The 22,020-nt window shown below is 73.0% G+C and carries 21 protein-coding genes; 18 read left to right on the forward strand and 3 right to left on the reverse strand.

Annotated elements, in window-relative coordinates; translation table 11 throughout:
* Positions 1-203 precede the first annotated feature (203 nt).
* Entirely contained in the window at positions 204-641 is a 438-nt protein-coding gene (locus J7462_RS27265; RefSeq protein ID WP_307826066.1) for a MarR family transcriptional regulator, read from the reverse strand.
* A 23-nt stretch (positions 642-664) separates the two neighbouring features.
* Positions 665-2,377: an alkaline phosphatase D family protein gene (locus J7462_RS27270; RefSeq protein ID WP_219468283.1), complete on the reverse strand. Its 1,713-nt coding sequence runs from the start codon at positions 2,375-2,377 to the stop codon at positions 665-667.
* 148 nt (positions 2,378-2,525) lie between these two features.
* On the opposite strand from J7462_RS27270, the gene ftsY reads away from it, so the two are divergent.
* The 13 genes from ftsY to J7462_RS27335 all read left to right on the forward strand — a co-directional run bounded on the left by ftsY (position 2,526) and on the right by J7462_RS27335 (position 17,483).
* The gene (ftsY, locus tag J7462_RS27275) at positions 2,526-3,707 is read left to right on the forward strand and encodes a signal recognition particle-docking protein FtsY (RefSeq protein ID WP_219468288.1); all 1,182 of its coding nucleotides are present in this window, start codon (positions 2,526-2,528) and stop codon (positions 3,705-3,707) included.
* Positions 3,708-3,714: 7 nt separating this feature from the next.
* Positions 3,715-4,578, forward strand: a complete 864-nt coding sequence (locus J7462_RS27280; RefSeq protein WP_172898393.1) for an aminoglycoside phosphotransferase family protein — start codon at positions 3,715-3,717, stop codon at positions 4,576-4,578.
* 338 nt (positions 4,579-4,916) lie between these two features.
* Positions 4,917-6,356, forward strand: a complete 1,440-nt coding sequence (locus J7462_RS27285) for an ammonium transporter (RefSeq protein ID WP_219468290.1) — start codon at positions 4,917-4,919, stop codon at positions 6,354-6,356.
* Positions 6,353-6,691 (forward strand): P-II family nitrogen regulator, encoded by a 339-nt coding sequence (locus J7462_RS27290; RefSeq protein ID WP_067307311.1) that lies wholly within the window; start codon positions 6,353-6,355, stop codon positions 6,689-6,691. The genes J7462_RS27285 and J7462_RS27290 overlap by 4 nt, the downstream gene beginning before the upstream one ends.
* A gap of 13 nt (positions 6,692-6,704) precedes the next feature.
* Positions 6,705-9,029, forward strand: coding sequence for a [protein-PII] uridylyltransferase (locus J7462_RS27295; RefSeq protein WP_219468292.1), 2,325 nt, complete (start codon positions 6,705-6,707; stop codon positions 9,027-9,029).
* Positions 9,030-9,155: 126 nt separating this feature from the next.
* The gene (locus tag J7462_RS27300) at positions 9,156-10,058 is read left to right on the forward strand and encodes an ABC transporter ATP-binding protein (protein WP_219468294.1); all 903 of its coding nucleotides are present in this window, start codon (positions 9,156-9,158) and stop codon (positions 10,056-10,058) included.
* Positions 10,048-10,869: an ABC transporter permease subunit gene (locus J7462_RS27305; protein ID WP_219468297.1), complete on the forward strand. Its 822-nt coding sequence runs from the start codon at positions 10,048-10,050 to the stop codon at positions 10,867-10,869. The genes J7462_RS27300 and J7462_RS27305 overlap by 11 nt, the downstream gene beginning before the upstream one ends.
* A 19-nt stretch (positions 10,870-10,888) precedes the next feature.
* The gene (locus J7462_RS32670) at positions 10,889-12,016 is read left to right on the forward strand and encodes a sensor histidine kinase (RefSeq protein WP_219468300.1); all 1,128 of its coding nucleotides are present in this window, start codon (positions 10,889-10,891) and stop codon (positions 12,014-12,016) included.
* Positions 12,013-12,669 carry a response regulator transcription factor gene (locus tag J7462_RS27315; RefSeq protein ID WP_219468303.1) on the forward strand — a complete coding sequence of 219 codons (657 nt, stop codon included), beginning with the start codon at positions 12,013-12,015 and terminating at the stop codon, positions 12,667-12,669. Before J7462_RS32670 ends, J7462_RS27315 begins: the two co-directional genes overlap by 4 nt.
* Before the next feature lie 175 nt (positions 12,670-12,844).
* Positions 12,845-14,401, forward strand: coding sequence for a signal recognition particle protein (gene ffh / locus J7462_RS27320; protein ID WP_208567196.1), 1,557 nt, complete (start codon positions 12,845-12,847; stop codon positions 14,399-14,401).
* Between the two features lie 68 nt (positions 14,402-14,469).
* On the forward strand, positions 14,470-15,051 hold the full coding sequence (locus J7462_RS27325) for a Uma2 family endonuclease (protein ID WP_219468306.1): 582 nt from the start codon (positions 14,470-14,472) through the stop codon (positions 15,049-15,051).
* Between the two features lie 18 nt (positions 15,052-15,069).
* Complete coding sequence (locus J7462_RS27330) at positions 15,070-16,149, forward strand: amidohydrolase family protein (RefSeq protein ID WP_219468309.1); 1,080 nt, start codon at positions 15,070-15,072, stop codon at positions 16,147-16,149.
* Between the two features lie 272 nt (positions 16,150-16,421).
* Complete coding sequence (locus J7462_RS27335) at positions 16,422-17,483, forward strand: IS110 family transposase (protein WP_219468313.1); 1,062 nt, start codon at positions 16,422-16,424, stop codon at positions 17,481-17,483.
* Between the two features lie 70 nt (positions 17,484-17,553).
* Here the strand turns inward: J7462_RS27335 and J7462_RS27340 are convergent, their stop codons facing one another.
* Positions 17,554-18,075 carry a hypothetical protein gene (locus J7462_RS27340; protein WP_219468316.1) on the reverse strand — a complete coding sequence of 174 codons (522 nt, stop codon included), beginning with the start codon at positions 18,073-18,075 and terminating at the stop codon, positions 17,554-17,556.
* A gap of 69 nt (positions 18,076-18,144) precedes the next feature.
* Between J7462_RS27340 and proS the strand changes: the two genes are divergently transcribed.
* The 5 genes from proS (at position 18,145) to rimM (ending at position 22,005) form a co-directional block, all read left to right on the forward strand.
* On the forward strand, positions 18,145-19,551 hold the full coding sequence (gene proS, locus J7462_RS27345) for a proline--tRNA ligase (protein ID WP_219468320.1): 1,407 nt from the start codon (positions 18,145-18,147) through the stop codon (positions 19,549-19,551).
* A gap of 205 nt (positions 19,552-19,756) precedes the next feature.
* Positions 19,757-20,404, forward strand: coding sequence for a DUF402 domain-containing protein (locus J7462_RS27350; RefSeq protein ID WP_219468322.1), 648 nt, complete (start codon positions 19,757-19,759; stop codon positions 20,402-20,404).
* 287 nt (positions 20,405-20,691) lie between these two features.
* A complete protein-coding gene (rpsP, locus tag J7462_RS27355; protein WP_208567192.1) occupies positions 20,692-21,183 on the forward strand; it encodes a 30S ribosomal protein S16 in 492 nt (163 codons plus the stop codon).
* Complete coding sequence (locus tag J7462_RS27360; RefSeq protein WP_172862164.1) at positions 21,158-21,418, forward strand: RNA-binding protein; 261 nt, start codon at positions 21,158-21,160, stop codon at positions 21,416-21,418. Before rpsP ends, J7462_RS27360 begins: the two co-directional genes overlap by 26 nt.
* Before the next feature lie 2 nt (positions 21,419-21,420).
* Entirely contained in the window at positions 21,421-22,005 is a 585-nt protein-coding gene (gene rimM / locus J7462_RS27365; protein WP_219470760.1) for a ribosome maturation factor RimM, read from the forward strand.
* Positions 22,006-22,020: the final 15 nt, after the last annotated feature.

Consider the following 22,020-nt stretch of genomic DNA (forward strand, 5'->3'; position numbering starts at 1 on the left):
GCCCCAAGCAACAACCGGAGGTGACCTGGCTCTATTCCCTTGACCCCGGGCCGGGCCGGGCGGGGTCGGGCCGGGGCGCGGCGGGCCGGGGCGCGGCGGGGTCGGGCCGGGCCGGGGTGCGGCGGGGTCGGCGCGTCGCACCGCCGGGCCGCAACGGGGTCAGCAGGTGACGCCCGCCGGAGCCGGGGAGTGGCGCGACAGGGTCAGAAGGTCTCGTTGAACCGGTGCATCAGGCGGGCGAACTCCTCGACGTCCCGCTTCGGCCAGGTCTCCATCGACCGGTTGATCTGGTCCATCCGGGCGGACCGGGCGGCGTCGAACCGCCGGGTGCCCTCCTCGGTCAGCCGCAGCTGCGCCGCCCGCCGGTCGACCGGGTCCGGATCGCGGCGCACCAGGCCCAGCGCCTCCAGCCCCTGGATCTGCCGGCTCAGCGTGCCCTTGCCGATGCCCAGCTCAGCGGCCAGGTCGGTCAGTCGGGTCGACCCGGACCGGCGCAACCACAGCAGCAGGCCGTACGCGTTCGGCTCCAGGTTGGGGTGCACCTCCCGGGCGATCTCCCAGGACAGTGCCCGGCCCCGGCGGAGCAGCGCCGTGAGTTCGTGCTCCAACACGCGCAGCGTCTCGGGCAGATGATCGTCCACGGCACGAGGGTACGTGGCGGAGGTCACTTCGCCGAGGAGAGCCGCTGCCGGGCCACCTCACGCAGGTGCCCGTCGCTGGTGGTGCCCTCGATCAGCACCACCGCCTCCCGCCCGGTGTGCCGCAGCGTGCTCACCGCGTTGCCGAAGTACGGGCCGGCCAGCTTCTTCCAGCGCACCGTCGGGCGGCGTACCCCGGCGGAGCGGGCCAGCGCCCGGGTGGCCGCCGCCGGTCCGGCGCTCCAGCCCAGCTTCATCAGCGGGCGCATCGCCGCCGGCACCTGGTTGTGGATCGGGGAACAGGTGAGCTGGTGCACCGGGGTACGCACCGCCGGGTCGTCGAACCGGGCGCGGGCCACGTACGAGTGGTGCACGTCGCCGGAGAGCACGCTGATCGACGCCGGCGCCGGGTACGCGGGCCCCGCGCCGATCCGGTCCCCGGTGCTGGCCGGGGTGCCGCTGCCCAGCCGCACGAACAGCGCGCCGAGGGCGTCGAACGAACGGCGGAACGCGGCCCAGTGCTCCAGGTCGAGCGCCCGGCGCAGCTTCTCGGCCAGCCCGGCGACCCACGGCCGGCCGGAGTCGGCCAGTTTCTCGTTCCACGCCTCCACGTGGTGGATGCCCGGCGGCAGCAGCCAGGGCAGCGACGCGCCGATCACCAGGTGGTCGTAGACCCCGTGGGCCCGGTCCAGGAACCAGGACCACTCACCGGCGGGCAGCATCGACCGGACGCCCGGTTCGAGCACCCGGCTGCACCGGTTGTCCAGCATGACCAGCCGGGTCCGGCCCAGGTCCAGCGCGTAGCTCCACTGGTACTGCACGGCCCGCCAGCGTTCGGTGTCGTGCGCCTCGTCGGCCTCGGAGTCCACCCGCTCGCCGAACTCGCGCAGCACCGCGGTGGCGTCCTCGGCGGCGACCACCTTGGCATAGAGCGGGTCGGCGGCGATCTCGTCCGGGGCGAGGTTGCCCAGGTGCTGGTAGACCCAGTAGGAGGCCAGGCCGCTGCGGATCCGCTCGGCCCACCAGGCCTGCTCGCGCATGTCGGCCCGCCACGACTTCGAGGTGTTCCAGTCGTCGATCACCTCGTGGTCGTCGAAGATCATCACGCTCGGCACCGTGGACAGCAGCCAGCGGATCTCCGGGTCGCGCCACGACTCCAGATAGAGCTTGGTGTACTCGTCGAAGCTGACCACCTGGTCGGCCGGGGCGTCCTTCGGCCGCCGCCGACGCCGCTTGAGCAACCGTTTGACCGTGGGCGAGGTGACGTCGGCATAGACCTGGTCGCCGAGCAGCACCAGCAGGTCGGGCAGGTCGTCCGGGTCGGGCGCGGCCATCAACCGCCGGGCGTACGCGTCAAGCGCGTCCGGGGGCAGCTTGCGGGTGGTGTTGTGCTGGGTGGTCTCCCGGCACGACCCGAAGATCAGGCTGACCGGCTGGTCCCGGTCGTCGGCCGCCCTGGTCCGGATCACGCTGGGCGGGAACCCGTCCCGGGCCACCGGCCAGACCAGCTCGTCGTCGACCAGCACCTCGTAGCTGGTGGTGTGGTCCGGGGTGAGCCCCTCCACCACCACCAGCGCGTAGTGGTGCTCGTACGCGGAGAAGGTCGGCGCGGAGCCGGTGGCGTCGTCGGCCGTGCGGACGGTGACCACCGCGGGCCCGCTGGTCTCCACCCACACCGTCGCCCGGGTGCCGACGACCCGGCGCAGCAACGGGCCGATGAGCAGACGGGGCTCAGCCATGGGTGGCACCTCCGAGGAGAGGACGATTCATCTTTTCTGCCCCGTGGGCGGGTGGGTCACCCCCGGCAGCGGCGAGCGTACCCGCAGCTCGCTCAGCTCCGGAGGCGGTGAGTGGGACGCCGTCGCCGGCATCTGACAGGATTTCGGCATGACGGACTACCTCCTCGTCGCACTGGCCCTGCTCGGCGTGCTGATCCTCGGCGGCCTCGGCCTGGTCGTGCCCCGGCTGCGTCGGCGTGCCGCACCCCCGCTGCCGCAGACCGAGGTCGACACCCGGGCCGAGGAGGACCTCGCCGGGCCACCCGTCGAGGCGGCGGAGTCCGACCTGTCCACCGGTGTCCTGATCGAGCCGCCGGTGGTCACGGCCCCACCGCTGGAGGTCCCCGAGCCGACCGCGGGCCGGCTGGTCCGGCTGCGGTCGCGGCTGGCCCGCTCGCAGAACGCCTTCGGCAAGGGCCTGCTCGGCCTGCTCGCCCGCGACCACCTCGACGAGGACGCCTGGGAGGAGATCGAGGACAGCCTGATCACCGCCGACGTCGGCATCGACGCCACCCGGGACATCGTCGACCGGCTCCGCGAGCGGACCCGGGTGCTCGGCACCCGCTCCGCCGGTGAGCTGCGCGACCTGCTCGCCACCGAGCTGGTCACCGCCCTCGACCCGGGACTGGACCGCTCGTTGCGCACCACCGGCCGCGACGGCATGCCGGCGGTGCTGCTGGTGGTCGGGGTCAACGGCGCCGGCAAGACCACCACCTGCGGCAAGATCGCCCGGGTGCTGGTCGCCGACGGCCGCTCGGTCACCCTCGGCGCGGCCGACACCTTCCGCGCCGCCGCCGCCGACCAACTGGAGACCTGGGGCGGCCGGGTGGGCGCCGAGACGGTCCGGGGCGCCGAGGGCGCCGACCCGGCCAGCGTGGCCTTCGACGCGGTCCGCCGGGGCATCGACGCCGGCACCGACACCGTGCTCATCGACACCGCCGGCCGGTTGCAGAACAAGATCGGCCTGATGGACGAGCTGGGCAAGGTCAAGCGGGTGGTGGAGAAGCACGGCCCGATCGACGAGACGCTGCTGATCCTGGACGCCACCACCGGGCAGAACGGGCTGGAACAGGCCCGGGTCTTCACCGAGGTGGTGAACGTGACGGGCGTGGTGCTGACCAAGCTCGACGGGACGGCCAAGGGCGGCATCGTGATCGCCGTCCAGCGCAAGCTCGGCATCCCGGTCAAGCTGGTCGGTCTCGGCGAGGGCGCGGACGATCTGGCCCCGTTCGACCCGGCGCAGTTCGTCGACGCGCTGCTCGGCACCGAGCCGCTCGCCCGGGACGCGTAACCTCGCGGTGAGCAACGACGATCGCGCGTACGCCGGGTGGCGTGACCCCCGCCATGCGGCGCCGGGCCTGGGGAGACCGTACGTGACCTCGCAGGAGATCCCGCTGCACGGCGGGAACGTGAGCACCGTGGTCCGGGTCGGCGACACCGTCCGGCGCAACGCCGGCCCGTGGACGCCCTCGGTGCACGCCCTCCTGCGCCACCTGGAGTACGTCGGGTTCACCGGCGCTCCCCGGGCGCTGGGGATGGACGAGCGCAACCGGGAGGTGCTGTCCTACCTCGAAGGGGAGTGCGGGGAGTACCCGCTGGCCCCGCACTGGGTCACCGACGAGGCGCTGGTGACGGTGGCCACCATGCTGCGGATGTTCCACGACGCCCAGTACGGTTTCGCCCCGCCGCCCGGCGCGGTCTGGCGCTCGTTCGGGCCGCCGCCACCGGACACCGAGGTGATCTGCCACCACGACGCCGCCCCGCACAACGTGATCTGGCGGCCCGACGGCACTCTCGGCCTGATCGACTTCGACCTCGCCTCGCCCGGGGCCCGGATCTACGACGTGGCGTACGCGGCGTGGACCTGGGTGCCGATCTTCGCCGACCGGGACTCGATCACGCTCGGCTGGAAGCACCCGGACCGCCCCCGCCGGCTGCGGCTGTTCGCCGACGCGTACGGGCTGATCCCCCGGGACCGGCACCGGCTGATCCGGACCATCCGCAAGCGGATCGTCGACCACGTGGAGGGCATCCGGCGGATGGCCGCGGCGGGGGAGCCGGCGTTCGTCCGGATCGTGCACAAGGGTCACCTTCGGCGCCCGATGCGCGACCTGCGCCTGCTCGACTACGAACGGCACGCCCTGGAGCACGCCCTCCGCTGACCGTTCGGGCCGGTGCACGCCCGGCGCGTCCCGCGCGCGCGGCCCGGCGGGCCCACGCGAGCCGGGCCCGGTCACCCCACGCGCCCACCACCCGGACCACCCCGGCGATCAGCCGCCATCGGGGAAAGAGCGGCCGTTCGTCACCGGACGGCCACTCTTTCGTTTCCCGGTTTTCATGATCGAGGTTCTTCACACGCCGGAAACAACCCGTCACGTGTCGGAAATCGAGGGGTGTCGGTCCAGGAAACAGCCGCCGACCAAGCTTCCGCCCAACCGGCGTACGGGCGACGCTGCCCCGGAAGCCGCGAAGGAGGGAACTTCACCTTTAGGAGGCCAGCGTGCCTGAAGCACCGACGATCGACGGCGGCAACACCGTTTGGCTGCTGGTTTCGACCGCTCTCGTGCTGCTCATGACCCCGGGACTGGCGCTGTTCTACGGCGGCCTCAACCGGGCCAAGGGCGTGCTCAACATGATGATGATGAGCTTCTCCGCCATCGGGCTCATCTCTGTTCTGTGGTGGTTCTACGGTTTCAGCATCGCCTTCGGGACCGACGTCAACGGTTTCTGGGGCGACCCCGGTGCCTACCTGGGCACCAAGACCTTCCTCGCCGAGACCGACCTGTGGGGCGCCACGGCGGAGAACCCCAGCGGCATCGGCGTCCCGCTGTACGTGTTCATGGCGTTCCAGATGGTCTTCGCGGTGATCACCGTCGCGCTGATCAGCGGCGCGATCTCCGACCGGGCCAAGTTCGGCGGCTGGCTGCTGTTCGCCTTCGGCTGGGCCACCCTGGTCTACTTCCCGGTCGCCCACTGGGTGTGGGGCGGCGGCATCATCGGCGCCAAGATCCACGCGTTGGACTTCGCCGGTGGTACCGCGGTGCACATCAACGCCGGTGCGGCGGCTCTCGCCGTCGCCCTGGTGCTCGGCAAGCGGCTGGGCTGGCCGCGTGAGGGCATGAAGCCGCACAACATCCCGCTGGTCGCGCTCGGCGCCGGCCTGCTGTGGTTCGGCTGGTTCGGCTTCAACGCCGGGTCGGAGCTCACCGTCGACTCGGTCGCCGGGCTGGCCTTCATCAACACCCAGCTCGCCACCGCCGCTGCGGTGCTCGGCTGGATCGCGGTGGAGTGGATCAAGGACAAGAAGCCGACCATGGTCGGTGCCTCGTCCGGTGCCGTCGCCGGTCTGGTCGCCATCACCCCGGCCTGTGGGTTCATCGCCCCCTGGGCGGCGGTCCTGCTCGGCATCGTCGCCGGTGTGGTCTGCGCCCTGGCCATCAGCCTGAAGTACAAGCTCGGCTACGACGACTCGCTCGACGTGGTCGGCGTGCACTTCGTCGGTGGCTGGATCGGGTCGCTCTGGCTCGGCCTGTTCGCCACCAACTCGGTCAACGCCGCGATCAGCGACGTGGTCGGCGCCTCCGACGGCCTGTTCTACGGCGGCGGCGTCACCCAGTTCGGCCGCCAGGCCCTCGCCGGCCTGATCGTGACCGCCTGGTCGTTCGGTGTCGCCTGGGTGCTCGCCTTCGTCATCGACAAGACCCTCGGTTTCCGGGTCAAGGCCGACGACGAGGTCGAGGGCATCGACATCAGCGAGCACGCGGAGAGCGGTTACGACCTGTCCCCGAGCACCGGCGGTGCCGGTGGGGGTGCGTTCGCGATGGCCGGGATCACCCCCGGCGGCGCGAAGCCGGCCTCCCCGGGGCCCCGAACCGGCCACCGCACCCGTGGACGAGAAGGTCGCCGGTTAACGTTCGGAGAATGGAGGGCTTGGACATGAAGCTGGTGACCGCGGTCATCAAGCCGTACCAACTGGACGCGGTGAAGGAGGCCCTGCACGCCCTCGGCGTGGCCGGCCTGACCGTCAGCGAGGTCCAGGGGTACGGACGTCAGAAGGGGCACACCGAGGTCTACCGGGGTGCCGAGTACACGGTCGAGTTCCTGCCCAAGATCCGGGTCGAGGTGCTCACCGACGAGATGGACGTCGACAAGGTCGTCGACGCGATCGTGGCCGCCGCCCGGACCGGCAAGATCGGTGACGGCAAGGTCTGGGTGACCGGCGTGGAAGAGGTCGTCCGGGTCCGTACCGGCGAACGCGGCCTCGACGCCCTGTAGGAGGACCCCCCAGATGACCCCGTCGATCAAGAGGAACACGTCGGATGACACCGGAAACGGAGACGGGAACCTCTTGGTCGACGGGGTCGTCGGGGTCCCGGCGGGGATCGGGGAACCGGCCCGGGTGGGCCGGGCGGAGGCCTTCGACACCTGGCTGCGCGGGCTGCTGCCGAAGCGGGAGGGCATCGCGCTGATCGCCGTCGGTGGCCTCGGCCGTCGACAGTGCGCCCCGTACGGCGACCTCGACCTGGTGCTGCTGCACGCCGGGGTGGCCGGGGTGGACGAGCTGGCCGCCTCGCTGTGGTACCCGATCTGGGACGCCGGGGTCCGGCTCGACCACTCGGTGCGTACCCTCGCCGAGGCGCTGTCGGTGGCCCAGGACGACGTCAAGGTCGCCCTGGCCCTGCTCGACGCCCGCTTCGTCGCCGGTGACCCGGCGCTGGCCGACACCCTCACCCGCACCGCCACCGACCACTGGCGGCGGACTGCCGTCCGCCAGCTGCCCGCCCTGCGGGAGATCACCGAGGTGCGCTGGCGTACCCACGGTGAACTGGCCTTCCTGCTCGAAGGTGACCTGAAGGAGGCCGCCGGCGGGCTGCGCGACGTGGGCATCCTGCGGGCCATCGCCACCGCCGGGATCACCGACGCGCTGCGTCCCGCCGTCCGCGCCGCCCACCTGCGGCTGCTGGACACTCGCGACGCCCTGCACCGGCAGGTGGGCCGCCGGGTCGACCGGCTGGTCGCCCAGGAACGCGCCGGGGTGGCCGCGCTGCTCGGCCTGCGCCAGCCGACCCCGGAGGCCACCGACGCCGGGACGCGGGCGGAGACCGGCGACGGCGACGCCCTGCTGCGCCGGGTCGCCGGTGACGCCCGCACCGTCAGCCACGCCCTCGACGACGCCTGGCGGGCCGCCGACCGGCTCCGCTCCGGCCGCCGCCGGGGCGCCGACGGCCGGCCGCTGCGCCGCCCGGTGGCCCGGGACGTCGTCGAGCACGACGGGGAGCTGGTGCTCGCCCGGACCGCCATCGGGGCCCGCCCCGACCCGAGCCTGTCGCTGCGGATCGCCGCCGCCGCCGCCACCACCCGGCTGCCGATCGCGCGGGCCACCTGCGAGTGGCTGGCCGCGTACTGCCCGCCGCTGCCCGCGCCCTGGCCACCGGCCGCCCGGTCCGCGTTCGTCACCCTGCTCGGTGCCGGCCCCGGCCTGGTGCCCGCCTGGGAGACCTGCGACCGGTACGGCCTGATCGACGGCTGGCTGCCCGAGTGGACCCGGCTGCGCAGCCTGCCGCAGCACAACCCGGTGCACCGGTTCACCCTCGACCGGCACCTGGTGCAGGCCGCGTACGAGGCGAGCCGGCACACCCGTGACGTCGAGCGCCCCGACCTGCTGCTGATCGGCGCGTTCCTGCACGACATCGGCAAGGGGCTGGACGGCGACCACTCGACCGTCGGTGCCCCGCTCGCCCAGGCGGTGGCCACCCGGATCGGCCTGCCCGCCGGGGAGGCGGCGCTGATCGGCACGCTGGTCCGGCTGCACCTGCTGCTGCCCGACGTGGCCACCCGCCGCGACCTGTCCGACCCGAAGACGATCGCCGGGGTGGCCGAGCGGGTCGGTGACACCACCACCCTGGAGCTGCTGCACGCCCTGGTGCTGGCCGACGCCGCCGCCACCGGCCCGGCCGCCTGGTCCGGCTGGAAGGGGCGGCTGATCGCCGAGCTGGTCGCCCGGGTACGGACCACCCTGGACACCGGCGTGGTGCCCGCCCCGCCGGACCCCGACCCGGCGCTGGTCGCCGGGCCGCTGCCGGTCGTGCACCTGACCGACGACCGGGTGGCGGTGGCCGCAGCCGACCGGCGGGGACTGCTCGCCACGGTGGCCGGCTGCCTGGCCCTGCACCGGCTGGACGTGATCTCGGCGGACGCCGCCACGGTCGACGACCGGGCCCTGGTCGAGTGCCGGGTGCAGCCGCGCTACGGGATGGCCCCGGACCCGATCGCGCTCAGTGCCGACCTGCGCCGCGCGGTCACCGGCGACGTCTCGGTCACCCAGCGGCTGCGGGGCCGGGCGCTCGCCGCGCGCAGCCAGGGTGCCGCGCCGAGGGTGGTCTGGCACCGGGAGGCGGCCACCGACGCGGTCCTGCTGGAGCTGCGCGCCGCCGACGCGGCGGGCCTGCTCTACCGGGTCACCTGCGCGTTGGACGAGGCCGGGGCGCAGGTGCGCGCCGCCCGGATCTCCACCCTCGGCGGTGACGTGGTCGACGCGTTCTACCTGGTCGGTGGTTGGCCGTCGGACGAGCAGCGGGCCCACATCGAGGCCGCCGTCCTCGCCGCGGTGTAGGACCGCGCCGCCGTCTCCCCCGGCCTTGCCGGGCAACTTCCGGGCAGTGCGGTACGCCCGTCGACGTATGCCGGGAGCCGCCGCCGGGCCGACGCGCCGAAGGCCCGGCGACGCGATCCTCGGGGCATGAACCTGCCAGTGCAGACCGAAGCGCTCACCAAGCGGTACGGCGGACTGACCGCCGTGCGGGATCTCGACCTGACCGTCCGGGCCGGCGAGGTGTACGGCTTCCTCGGCCCCAACGGCGCCGGTAAGACCACCACCCTGCGCATGCTGCTGGGCCTGGTCCGTCCCAGCACCGGGGCGGTGCGGCTGTTCGGCCGTACGCCTGGTGCGGGGTGGCTCGCCGGTGTCGGCGCGCTGATCGAGGGGCCGGCCTTCTACCCGTACCTGTCCGGGCGGGAGAACCTGCGGGTGCTGGCCCGCCTCGCCGGGGTCGGGGCGGACCGGGTCGACGCGGTCCTCGGCCTGGTCGACCTCGCCGACCGGGCGGGCGACCGGTACGCCGGCTACTCGTTGGGCATGAAACAGCGGCTCGGGGTAGCCGCCGCCCTGCTCAAGGACCCGCCGCTGCTGATCCTGGACGAGCCGACGAACGGCCTGGACCCGGCCGGCATGGCGGACATGCGGACGTTGATCCGGCGGCTCGGCGCGGCCGGTCGCACCGTGCTGGTCTCCAGCCACCTGCTCGGCGAGGTCGAGCAGGTCTGCGACCGGGTCGGTGTGCTCGCCCGGGGTGCACTGGTGGCCGAGGGCAGCGTCGCGGAGTTGCGTGGCGCGGCCGGGCTGCGACTGCTCGCCGACCCGTTGGACGAGGCGGCGGCCCGGGCCCGGGAACTCGTCGGCGTCGACCGGGTCCGGATCGTCGACGGTGGACTGGAGCTTTCGGTCGAGCCGGAGCGGGCGGCGTGGCTGAACACCGAACTGGTCGGTGCCGGCCTGGCCGTACGCGAACTGCGGCCCCGGGAACGGGATCTGGAGGAGGTCTTCTTCGACCTGGTGGGAAAGGGGACGGCCGATGTCGCGTAGTTTCCGCGCCGAACTGGTCAAGCTGGTCCGACGCCCGGCCGGCTGGCTGCTGCTGGCCGTCGCGCTGGCGCTCTCGCTGATCTTCACCTACCTCTTCCCGTACGCCGGGGTGGCCGGCGACGCCGACGGACCGAACACCGACCGGGCGCTGCCCGCGATGCTCCCCGACCACCTGGTCGGCAACTCCCTCGGCGGGTTGCCGATCTTCCTCGGCGCGATCCTGCTGATCCTCGGCGTGCTCACGGTCGGCGGGGAGTACGGCTGGGGGACCTGGAAGACCCTGCTCACCCAGGGACCCACCCGGCTCCAGGTGTACGGCGGCAAGCTGCTCACCCTCGCGGTCGCCGCGCTGGCCGTGGTGCTGGCGGTGTTCGTGGTCGGCGCGGTGGCCGCCGCGCTCATCGCGTCCGTCGAGGGACAGCCGGTGCGTTGGCCGTCGACCGGTGACCTGGTGACCGGTATCGGCGCGGGCTGGCTCATCGCCACCATGTGGGCCATGCTCGGTGCCGTACTGGCGGTCGCGCTGCGTGCGGTGGCGCTGCCGGTCGGCCTGGGACTGGTGTGGATGCTCGTCGTGCAGAATCTGCTCGCCGCGATCGCCGCGCCGCTTGTCGACTGGGTGGCGACGGCTCAACTGGGGCTGCCCGGCCCGAACGCCGGGGCGCTGGTGGCCGCGTTGGGTGCGCCCGGCGACACCCCCGGCGTCGCGGCCACGGTCGGTGGTGGGCAGGCGGCGCTGGTGGTCACCGCGTACCTGGTGGGTTTCGCGGCGGTCGGCGCGGTGCTGCTGCGCCGGCGGGACATCGGCTGAGCCGGGACGGGGGAGGGACGTGGCGCGTGAGAGCGGGGACCGGGGACGGTGGCTCCTCGACGGCCTGCTCGCCCTGGTCCTGCTGGCGATCGGGTTGGTCGGCACCGCGCCGGCCGGCCTGAACCAGGGCGTGCCCGCAGGCCCGGGCGCCTACCCGCTGGTCGTGGTGGCGGCGCTCGTGGTGGCGGTGCGCCGGCGCTGGCCGGCGGCCACGCTGGCGGTGGCCGCCGCCGCGACCACCGGCTACCTGGTGCTCGGGCAGCCGTACGGGCCGATCCTGCTGTCGTTCCTGGTGGCGGTCTACACGGTGGCTGCGCACCGGCCGGTCCGCGTCGCGGCGACGGCCGGCGCGGTCGTGCTGGCGGCGCTGCTGGTCCAGGTGTTCGTCGGCGTGCGTCCACTCGGCCCGGTCGCGTTGATGCCGGTCGCCGCGTGGGTGGTGGTGCCGTTCGCGGTGGGGGCGGCGGTGCGGCTGAGCCGGGAGGGCGCCGCCCGGGGGCGGGCGGACGAGGCCCGCCGGCTGGCCGACGCGGAGCGGCTGCGGGTGGCCCGCGAGGTGCACGACGTGGTGGGCCATGGCCTCGCCGCGATCCACCTCCAGGCCGAGATCGCGCTGCACCTGCTCGCGCGCCGGCCGGAGCAGGCCGAGACGGCGCTCACCGCGATCAGCCGGACCAGCAAGGCGGCCCTGGACGAGCTGCGGGTCACCCTCACCGTGGTGCGCCGCGAGGAGGCGGTCGGCGGGCGCGGGCCGACACCCGGGCTGGCCCAGCTCACGCAGTTGCGCGAGCGGCTGGCCGGCACCGGCGTGTCGGTGGCCGTGGCGACGACCGGGACGCCGCGGCTACTGCCGGTGGCGGTGGACCTCGCCGTGTACCGGGTGGCGCAGGAGGCGCTGACCAATGTGCTGCGGCACGCCGGGCCGGCCACCGCCGAGGTCCGCATCGGCTATGCCGAGGACGAGGTCACGGTGGAGGTCACCGACACTGGCCGGGGCCGGCCCGCCGTGCCCGAGCCGTCCACCGGTTTCGGTCTGGCCGGCATGCGGGAGCGGGTCACCGCGCTGGGCGGTACCTTCAGCGCCGGGCCGGCCGCGTCCGGCGGTTTCCGGGTGTACGCCACGCTGCCGACGCGGGAGGTCGCATGATCCGGGTGCTGCTCGCCGACGACCAGGACCTGGTCCGGATCGGGTTGCGGACGCTGGTGGAGAGCGAGGACGACCTGACCGTCGTCGGGGAGGCCGCCGACGGGCTCGCCGCCGTGGAGGTGGCCCGTCGGGAACGCCCCGACGTGGTGTTGATGGACGTGCGGATGCCCGGCGTCGACGGCATCGAGGCCACCCGGCGCATCGTCGGGGATCCGACGCTGGCTGGTACCCGGGTGGTGGTGCTGACCACGTTCGAGCTGGACGAGTACGTCTTTGACGCCCTCCGGCACGGGGCCAGCGGTTTTCTCACCAAGGACACCCGCCCGGTCGAGCTGCTGCGGGCGATCCGCCTGGTCGCCGAGGGTGAGGCGCTGCTGTCGCCGTCGGTGACCAGGCGGGTGGTGCGGGAGTTCGCCACCCGCCCGGCCCGGGTCCCGCGTCCGCATCCCCGGCTGGGGTCGCTCACCCACCGGGAGCGCGAGGTGGTGGCCCTGGTCGGCGAGGGGTTGAGCAACGCCGAGATCGCCGACCGGCTGTGGGTCAGCCCGGCCACCGCGCGTACCCACGTCAGCCGGGCCATGGTCAAGCTGGGTACCCGGGACCGGGCCCAACTGGTGGTCTTCGCCTACCAGTCGGGACTGGTGGTGTCCTGACCCGGGTGGTGCCGGCGGGGGGTGGGGAAACGCGCGTCCGCTGCCTTCGGCGTGGCGCGGGGCGTGGCGTGCGGGGCCGGAGCGGGCGTGCGGCCGGCGGGCTACCCTAACGGTGGGCTGGACAGCCGGCCCGGCCGCACCTGTGCCCGCCGCTGACGACAAACGGGATGTTCGCGTGTTTGACACCTTGAGTGACCGCCTGTCCGGAATCTTCACCAAGCTCCGGGGCAAGGGCCGGCTCACCGATGCCGACATCGACGCCACCGCCCGTGAGATCCGGCTGGCGCTGCTGGAGGCGGACGTCGCGCTGCCGGTGGTCAAGGGCTTCATCACCAACGTCAAGGAGCGGGCCCGCAGCGCGGAGGTCTCCCAGGCGCTCAACCCGGCCCAGCAGATCGTCAAGATCGTCAACGAAGAGCTGATCAACGTGCTCGGCGGCGAGGGCCGCCGGCTCCAGTTCGCCAAGCAGCCGCCGACCGTGATCATGCTGGCCGGCCTCCAGGGTTCCGGTAAGACCACCCTCGCCGGCAAGCTGGCCCGCTGGCTCAAGGCGCAGGGGCACCAGCCGCTGCTGGTCGCCGCCGACCTCCAGCGTCCCAACGCCGTCGGGCAGCTCCAGGTGCTCGGTGGCCGCGCCGGCGTCGAGGTGTACGCCCCGGAGCCCGGCAACGGCACCGGTGACCCGGTGCAGGTCGCCCGCGCCTCGATCGAGCACGCCAAGCGGGCCGCCCGGGACATCGTCATCGTCGACACCGCCGGCCGGCTCGGCATCGACGCCGAGATGATGCAGCAGGCCGCCGACATCCGCGACGCGGTCGACCCCGACGAGGTCATCTTCGTCATCGACGCGATGGTCGGTCAGGACGCGGTCCGCACCGCCGAGGCGTTCCGCGACGGCGTCGGCATCACCGGCGTGGTGCTGTCCAAGCTCGACGGCGACGCCCGGGGTGGCGCCGCACTGTCGGTACGCGAGGTCACCGGCCAGCCGATCCTGTTCGCCTCCACCGGTGAAAAGTTGGAGGACTTCGACGTCTTCCACCCCGACCGGATGGCCAGCCGGATCCTCGGCATGGGCGACGTCCTCACTCTGATCGAGCAGGCCGAACAGGCCTTCGACACCGATCAGAAGGAGAAGATGACCGCCAAGCTGATGGGCGGTGAGCAGTTCACCCTGGAGGACTTCCTCGACCAGCTCATCGCGGTGCGGCGGATGGGCCCGATCGCCAACGTGCTGGCCATGATGCCCGGCATGGGGCAGATGAAGGACCAGCTCGCCGAGCTGGACGACAAGCACTTCGACCGGGTCACCGCGATCATCCGGTCGATGACCCCGGCCGAGCGGACCAACCCGAAGATCATCAACGGGTCCCGGCGGGCCCGTATCGCCGGTGGTTCCGGGGTGACCGTCATGGACGTCAACCAGCTGCTCAACCGCTTCGCCGACGCGCAGAAGATGATGAAGCAGATGGGCGGCATGATGGGTCTGCCCGGCGGGGGCCGGCGCAAGGCCACCAAGTCGCCGAAGAACAAGCGCAAGGGCACCAAGGGCGGCAACCGGCCGCGTAGCGGCGCGGGCGCCGGGCTGCCGGGCGGCTTCCCGGGTGGCATGCCGCAGCTCCCGCCGGGGATGGACCCGAACGACCTGGCGGGCGGCCAGGGCCTGCCGCCGGGCTTCAAGCTTCCGAAGATCGACTTCAACAAGCTCGGCAGGGGCGACAACCGGCCCCGCTGACGCGTGTCGGTTACGGTGGGCGACGGGGCGGGCGCTTAGGGTGGTTCCGCCCCCTGGAAGGAGATGTCATGACCGCAGCCCCGATCCTGCCCGAACGGCACGAGTGGACGGTCGACGACCTCGGCGACCTGCCGAAGGACCTTCCGTACGAACTGATCAACGGAAGGTTGATCGTGCCGTCGCCGACTCTGCTGCACCAAGACATGTGCGTCGAGCTGCTGCTCGCTCTTCGAGTGAACTGCCCGAGGGAATACCAGGTCGGAATCGATCTCTCGATGCGGGTGGACCGACGCAACGAGCCCCGGCCGGACGTCGTCGTGGTCCGGCGGGGGAACGCTACTCGTAGCCCGCTGCCCGTCGAGGACGCTCTGCTCGCCGTGGAGATGGTGTCACCCACCTCCACCTTCCGCGACATGTACGACAAGGCGAAGGTCTACGCGCACGCCGGAGTGCGTTCGTACTGGGTGGTCGACCCGCTCCAGGACCGGATCACGCTGACCGAGTACGCGCTCGGTCCCGGCGGCCGCGACTACGAGCAGCTCACCCACACCGAGGACCTGTTCGTCACCGAGCAGCCGTGGAAGGTCTCGGTCGACCTGCCGGCGTTGACCGCCCGGAAGAACGACCTGCTCGCCCCCGAGGGGCCGTGATCGGGTAGGACTGTGCGCATGGCTCTGCATGTGCGCGGTGTGCTCCTGCCCGACGACGAGGTCCGGGACGTCTGGCTCGACGGCGACCGGGTCACCTTCGACCCGGTGCCCGATGCCGAGACGGTCGCCGACTCCGGATTCGTGCTGCCCGGACTGGTCGACGCCCACTGCCACCTCGGCATCGCCCGGGGTGCCACCCCGGTCACCTCCCTCGACCAGGCCCGTACGTTGGCCCGTACCGACCGGGACGCCGGGGTGCTCGCGCTGCGCGACGCCGGCTCGCCGTACCCGTACCCCGAACTCGACGACGAACCGGACCTGCCGCGACTGGCCCGCGCCGGGCGGCACGTCGCCCCACCGAGGCGCTACCTGCGCGACATCGGCCTGGAGGTCGACGCGGCGGAGGTGGCCGCGACGGTCACCGCGCAGGCCGCCGCCGGCAACGGCTGGGTCAAGCTGGTCGGCGACTGGATCGACCGGGGCGTCGGCGACCTCGCCCCGGCCTGGGACGCCGACACGATGGCCGCCGCCGTGGCCGCCGCACACGCCGCCGGGGTACGCGCCGCGGTGCACACGTTCAGCGAGTCGGCCGTGGAGATCATGGTGCGCGCCGGGGTGGACTCGGTGGAGCACGGCACCGGGCTGAGCCTCGACCTGATCGACCTGATGGCCCGGCAGGGCACCGCGCTGGTCCCCACGATGATCAACATTCGGACCTTCGGAGGCATTGCCGCCGCGGCCCGCCCCAAGTTCCCCGGCTACGCCGACCACATGCTCGCCCTGCGCGACCGCTTCCCCGAGGTGGTGCGCGCCGCCCACGAGGCCGGGGTGCCGATCTACGTGGGCACCGACGCGGGCGGCGGCATCGACCACGGGCTGGCCGCAGAGGAGATGCTGCTGCTGCACGAGCAGGCCCGCATGCCCGCCGTGGACGTCCTCGCCGCCGCCTCCTGGCGGGCCCGACAGTGGCTCGGCTTCCCCGGCCTGGTCGAGGGCGGCCTGGCGGACCTGGTCGTCTACCCCGAGGATCCGCGCCGCGACCTGCGGGTGGTCCGGGCGCCCAGCCGGATCGTCCTGCGCGGCCGGGTGGTCCGCTGACCGGCCGGGTGGTCCGCTGACTGTGAGCATGGCGGGGTCGGTTCATCAGTGGTGAGCTGATGGTCGGCAGTAGCAGGTGTGACCCTTCGCCTGACTGGTTTCGTGCCTTCGGCCGGACTTGTCCGTCTGCTACTGCCGGCGTCCGACCCGGCGGGAGACGTTTGGCCTGATCAGGAGCTTGACCGCCAGTTAGCGGCTGGCGTGTCTCATCACAGTCCTGCCATCTCCGCACCGGACCGGACCCTTGCGTCCCCACGGTTTGGAGAGAACGCATGTCCATGCTGGCAGATCTGGTCGAGGTCGTCATCGGCGTCGACACCCACAAAGACACCCACACCGCCGCCGTGCTCGACACCCGCACCGGCGGGGTCCTGGCCAGGGTCACGGTGAGCACCGATCCCGACGGCTACGCTGAGCTGGTGGCCCTGGCCGATGGGCAGTCGGGGTTGCGGGCCTGGGCACTCGAAGGCACCGGCGGCTACGGCGCCGGCCTTCACCGCCACCTGGCCGATGCCGGTGAGCTGGTCATCGAGCTGGACCGCCCGAAGCGGCCCGCCCGCCGGGCCGGGGCGAAGTCCGACCCGATCGACGCCGAACGCGCCGCCCGCGACGCCCTGGCCCGCACCACACTGGCGCAGCCCAAAACCGGGCCTCAGCGGGCCGCGTTACAGATGCGACTGACCGCCCGCAGAGCGGCTGTCGAAGCCGCCACCGCCGCACAACGGCAGCTACACGCGATGGTCATCACCGCCCCGGAGGCAGTACGCACCCGCTTCCGCGGGCAGAGCACCCGCGCGATGATCACCACCGCCAGCCGGCTGCGACCCACCACCACCAGCGGTGACATTGAGGCCACCACCGCGCTGACAGTGCTGCGTGACCTCGCCCGACGCATCCGGACACTGGAAGCAGAAGCCGCCGGCCACGAAACGGCGATCCGCGCGATCGTGCGTTCCTGGCGGCCCGACCTGCTCGACCTCACCGGCGTCGGACCAATCGTCGCCGCTACCGTACTCACCGCCTGGTCCCACCCCAGACGCTGCCGCAACGACGCCGCGTTCGCCATGCTCGCCGGCACCGCCCCGATCCCCGCCTCCTCCGGCAAGACCACCCGTTACCGCCTCAACCGCTCAGGCGACCGGCAACTCAACCGCGCACTACACACCGTCGCACTGTCCCGACTGCGCTACGACGAACGCACCCGCGCCTACGCCGACCGCCGCCGAGCCCAAGGCAAAACCGACCGAGAGATCAAACGCTGCCTCAAGCGCTACATCGCCCGAGACCTCTACCGACGCCTCGAAAACCCACCCCACCCACTTGACACGCCATAGGAGCGTCCGGCCGGGTCGCCCGCGGCCGGCCCGCCCGCCGACGACGGTGGTCGACGGCCACGGATGCTGCTCAGCGCACGTCGAGTTCGTACTCGGCCTCGACCCAGAACCGCGCGCCGTCGTGCCCGGCGAAGGTCAGCCGGTGCGTGCCCGGCGTCGGCGGCGGCACCAGCCCCCACAGGCCCCAGCAGGAGACCTGCACCGGCCACGGCCAGGTGGTGACGACGTTGTTGAAGAACCCCCGGACCGGGAACGAGGCGGCGGAGCCGGCCGGCCGTACCGGCACCGCGGCCCCGTCCAGTTCGGCGTGCCCGCTGGCGTCGGGCATCGGCTCGGCCGGCTCGTCGCGGCGGCCGGGCTGCCAGTAGCTGAACGCCGGGAAGAACAGGGGACGGCCCGCCGGCACCACGCAGCGCCGGCTGACCCCACCGCCGAACGTGCCCGCGAGGAACCACACGTCGTCCGGCTGGTGACGTCCGCCGTGCCGGCCGGTGTCGTCCTTGACCGGGTTGACCGGCTGACGGTGCGCGGCCACCCAGGCCACCCAGCGGGCGGCGAGCGGGGCCAGGGCAGGTGCCGGGTCGCAGAGCATGACGGCAGATGGTAGTGCGGGCACGCCCGGCTGCGCCGACCCGTCGGGGGGCGCATAGGATGTGCGGTCATGGCTCGCGTGCTCACTCCCCGTGCGGAGGACTTTCCCCGCTGGTACCAGGACCTGATCGCCAAGGCGAAGCTGGCCGACAACGGCCCGGTCCGGGGGACCATGGTCATCCGACCGGCCGGCTACGCCATCTGGGAGCGGATGCAGGCCGAGATGGACGCCCGGATCAAGGCGGCCGGCGCGGAGAACGCGTACTTCCCGCTGTTCATCCCGGAGAGCTACCTCAAGCGGGAGGCCGAGCACGTCGAGGGCTTCTCACCGGAGCTGGCGGTGGTCACCCACGGTGGCGGCAAGCAGCTCGCCGAGCCGGTGGTGGTGCGTCCCACCAGCGAGACGGTGATCGGCGAGTTCATGGCCAAGTGGATCGACTCGTACCGGGACCTGCCGCTGCTGCTCAACCAGTGGGCCAACGTGGTCCGCTGGGAGTTGCGCCCCCGGATCTTCCTGCGCACCAGCGAGTTCCTCTGGCAGGAGGGGCACACCGCGCACGCCACCCGTGCCGACGCCCGCGCCTACGCCCGCAAGATCCTGCACGAGGCGTACGAGGACCTGATGGTCAACGTGCTGGGCATCCCGGTGGTGGTCGGGCTGAAGACCGCCCGGGAGCGCTTCGCCGGGGCGACCGCCACCTACACCTGCGAAGGCATGATGGGCGACGGCAAGGCGCTGCAGCTCGGCACCAGTCACGAGCTGGGGCAGAACTTCGCCAAGGCGTTCGACATCAGCTACTCCTCGGCCGAGGGTGGCCGGGAGCACGCCTGGACCACCTCCTGGGGCACCTCGACCCGGATGCTCGGCGGGCTGATCATGGCGCACGGTGACGACAACGGGCTGCGGGTGCCGCCGAGGCTGGCCCCGATCCAGGCGTACGTCATGATCGTCAAGGCGGGCGACGGCGTGGGCGAGGCGGCGGCCAAGCTGCGCGACGCGCTGCGCGACGCCGGGGTCCGGGTCGCGCTCGACGACCGCACCGACACCGCGTTCGGCCGTCGGGCCGTCGACGCCGAGCTGCGCGGCTATCCGGTACGCGTCGAGGTCGGCCCCCGCGACCTGGCCGCCGGCAACGCGGTCGTGGTCCGGCGGACGGACGGCTCGAAGGCCCCCACCCCGGTCGCGGACGTCGTCGGCGCGGTCCTGGCCGCTCTGGAGGCCGACCAGCAGGCGTTGCACGACGAGGCGCTGGCCCACCGGCGGTCTCGCACCGTCGAGGTGTCCACCCTCGCCGAGGCGATCGAGGCGGCTGCCACCGGCTGGGCCATGGTGCCGTGGTCGGCCGTCGGCGTGCCGGGCGAGGCTGAGGCCAACGGCCAGGGCGTCACCGTCCGGTGCCTGCTGCGCGCCGACGGTTCCGTCCCGGACAGCGAGGACGAGCCGGACCTGACCGCCATCCTGGCCCGCGCCTACTGAGGCGGCCCACCGCAGCCCGGGGCCCGCAGGTCCGGCTCCCGGGTCGCCGACCGGCCTGGGCGCGGCGACCGCGTCGCCGCGCAACCGGCCCCGGACCCGGCTGCCCCGTTCGTCGCGGGTACGCCGAAAGCCGGCCCGCACTGTTCGTCCCGGGTGCGGCGGTGGGCCGGGGCGCAGGAAGCCCGTCCAGACCTGTGGAGGTGTGATGCGTTTCGCGCCAGGTCAGTTGATCATGCACCGCAACGTGCGGCGGGGCCGGATCGGGTGGGTCCGGCCGGCCCGGGTGGTCGGCGACGACGACCGGGGTCTGCTGCTCTGGGTGGCCCGGGACACGCCGGTGGCGCACGAGGTGTCCGAGGCGGGCCTGGGCATGCGGGCGATGCCGTTCACCGAGTGGATCGCCTCGTCCTACCGGCTGGCCCGGGGCCGGTGGGACGGCCCTGCGCTGCTGGAGTTCCTGCCCACGGGGGCGGCGCACTCGGTCTGGTTCTTCCGCGACGAGCAGGACCGCTTCGTCGCCTGGTACGTCAACCTGGAGGAGCCCGGTGTCCGGTGGGACGACGGGTCGGTGGCCGGGGTGGACGTGGTCGACCAGGACCTGGACGTGGTGGTCCGTCCCGATCTCAGTTGGCAGTGGAAGGACGAGGGCGAGTTCACCGAGCGGCTGGCCTTTCCCGACCACTACTGGGTGACCGACGAGCAGGCGGTCCGTGCCGAGGGGGAGCGGGTGATCGCCCTCGCCGAGGCGGGGAAGTTCCCGTTCGACGGCACCTGGTGCGACTTCGTCCCGCCGGCCGACTGGACGTCCCCGACGGAGCTGCCGCCGGGTTGGGACCGACCGCCCGCGCGGTGAATGTGTCGTAGCTCACCTGGCTGGGCCGTCGTCGGGGCGCGTGGCGGCGGTGGTCGGATGGCCCCGCCGGGACCGACGCCTGCCGTCGGGCCGGCCCGATGTGAGCATCCGGTGCGCGATCTGGCAGAATGGGTCGCTGGTATCCGGCGCGCGTCCGGCGCCCTCTAACCCGGGCGCGTCGCCAGTCCACCGAGCAGTCTCCGGCCCAACCCCACTGTGCCGGTCGACGCTCACCCGTGCACCGCCCGTAGCCGGGTCGGTGAAATCGCAACAGGAGCGAAACAACTGTGGCCGTAAAGATCCGGCTCCTGCGGATGGGCAAGATCCGCAACCCGCAGTACCGCATCGTCATCGCGGACTCGCGCACCAAGCGCGACGGTCGCGCGATCGAGTTCGTGGGCATCTACCAGCCGAAGGAAGACCCCTCGATCATCGAGGTCAAGTCGGAGCGGGTCCAGTACTGGCTCTCGGTCGGCGCGCAGCCGAGCGAGGCCGTCCAGCGGCTGCTGGAGCTGACCGGCGACTGGCAGAAGTTCAAGGGCCTGCCGGCCCCGCCGCCGCTCAAGGTCGCCGCCGAGCGCGCCGACCGCAAGGCGGCGTACGAGGCCGAGGCGAAGGCCGCTGCCGGCCTGGCTCCGGAGACCCCGGCCAAGCCGGCCCGCAAGGCCGCCAAGGCGGAGTCCCCGGCCGAGCCCGAGGCGCCGAAGACCGAAGCGCCGAAGACCGAGGCTCCGGCCGAGGCCCCGGCCGCTGCTGCCGACTCCGGTGAGCAGGCCTGACATGCCGCTGCGTCCCGCCCTGGAGCACCTGGTCAAGGGGATCGTCGACCACCCGGACGACGTGCGCGTCCGCATGGTCGACTCCCGTCGGGGCAAGCGGCTGGAAGTCCGCGTGCACCCGGAGGATCTCGGCACGGTGATCGGGCGGTCCGGTCGGACCGCCAAGGCGCTGCGTCAGGTGATCGGCTCCATCGGAGGACGCGGGGTACGCGTCGACATCGTCGACTCGTACTGATGCTGCTCATCGTCGGCAGGATCGGCAAGCCGCACGGCATCCGCGGTGAGGTCACCGTGGAGGTGCGGACCGACGAGCCCGAGGCGCGGTTCGCCCCCGGCGCGGTGCTGAGCACCGAGCCGGGGGTGCCGCCCCGGGTGGAGACCCCCCGTCGGGGCGGGGCCGAGCCGGCCGCGACCGCCGACCCGGGGGTGGCGTACCTGGTCCCCGACGAGCTGACCATCGAGGCGGCCCGTTGGCACCAGGGCCGGATGCTGGTGGCCTTCGAGGGGGTCCTCGACCGGGAGACCGCCGAGGCGCTGCGCGGCACCCTGCTCGGAGTGGACAGCGCCTCCGTCGCCCCACCGGAGGACCCGGAGGAGTTCCACGACCACCAGTTGGTCGGCCTGGCCGTGGTGACCCCGGCCGGTGAGCACCTCGGCGAGGTGGTCAAGATCGACCATGCGCCCGCCTCCGACCTGCTCGTCCTGCGCCGCCCGCAGGGGGGCAGCGCGCTGATCCCGTTCGTCAAGGCGATCGTCCCGGAGGTCGATCTCGCCGGCGGACGCGTCGTCGTCGACCCGCCGGCCGGTCTGCTCGACCTCTAGACCGGAAGCCACCCT

The organism is Micromonospora sp. RL09-050-HVF-A (genome assembly GCF_019374995.1).
Classification (GTDB): domain Bacteria; phylum Actinomycetota; class Actinomycetes; order Mycobacteriales; family Micromonosporaceae; genus Micromonospora; species Micromonospora antibiotica.

Bases quoted from the DNA above. Each gene is read 5' to 3' on its own strand.
- ftsY (WP_219468288.1), top strand. From the start codon at position 2,526: ATGACGGACTACCTCCTCGTCGCACTGGCCCTGCTCGGCGTGCTGATC.
- J7462_RS27335 (WP_219468313.1), top strand. From the start codon at position 16,422: ATGTCCATGCTGGCAGATCTGGTCGAGGTCGTCATCGGCGTCGACACC.
- J7462_RS27290 (WP_067307311.1), top strand. From the start codon at position 6,353: ATGAAGCTGGTGACCGCGGTCATCAAGCCGTACCAACTGGACGCGGTG.
- J7462_RS27340 (WP_219468316.1), bottom strand. From the start codon at position 18,075: ATGCTCTGCGACCCGGCACCTGCCCTGGCCCCGCTCGCCGCCCGCTGG.
- J7462_RS27330 (WP_219468309.1), top strand. From the start codon at position 15,070: ATGGCTCTGCATGTGCGCGGTGTGCTCCTGCCCGACGACGAGGTCCGG.
- J7462_RS27300 (WP_219468294.1), top strand. From the start codon at position 9,156: ATGAACCTGCCAGTGCAGACCGAAGCGCTCACCAAGCGGTACGGCGGA.
- J7462_RS27270 (WP_219468283.1), bottom strand. From the start codon at position 2,377: ATGGCTGAGCCCCGTCTGCTCATCGGCCCGTTGCTGCGCCGGGTCGTC.
- J7462_RS27350 (WP_219468322.1), top strand. From the start codon at position 19,757: ATGCGTTTCGCGCCAGGTCAGTTGATCATGCACCGCAACGTGCGGCGG.
- J7462_RS27295 (WP_219468292.1), top strand. From the start codon at position 6,705: ATGACCCCGTCGATCAAGAGGAACACGTCGGATGACACCGGAAACGGA.
- J7462_RS27325 (WP_219468306.1), top strand. From the start codon at position 14,470: ATGACCGCAGCCCCGATCCTGCCCGAACGGCACGAGTGGACGGTCGAC.
- J7462_RS27305 (WP_219468297.1), top strand. From the start codon at position 10,048: ATGTCGCGTAGTTTCCGCGCCGAACTGGTCAAGCTGGTCCGACGCCCG.
- J7462_RS27315 (WP_219468303.1), top strand. From the start codon at position 12,013: ATGATCCGGGTGCTGCTCGCCGACGACCAGGACCTGGTCCGGATCGGG.
- proS (WP_219468320.1), top strand. From the start codon at position 18,145: ATGGCTCGCGTGCTCACTCCCCGTGCGGAGGACTTTCCCCGCTGGTAC.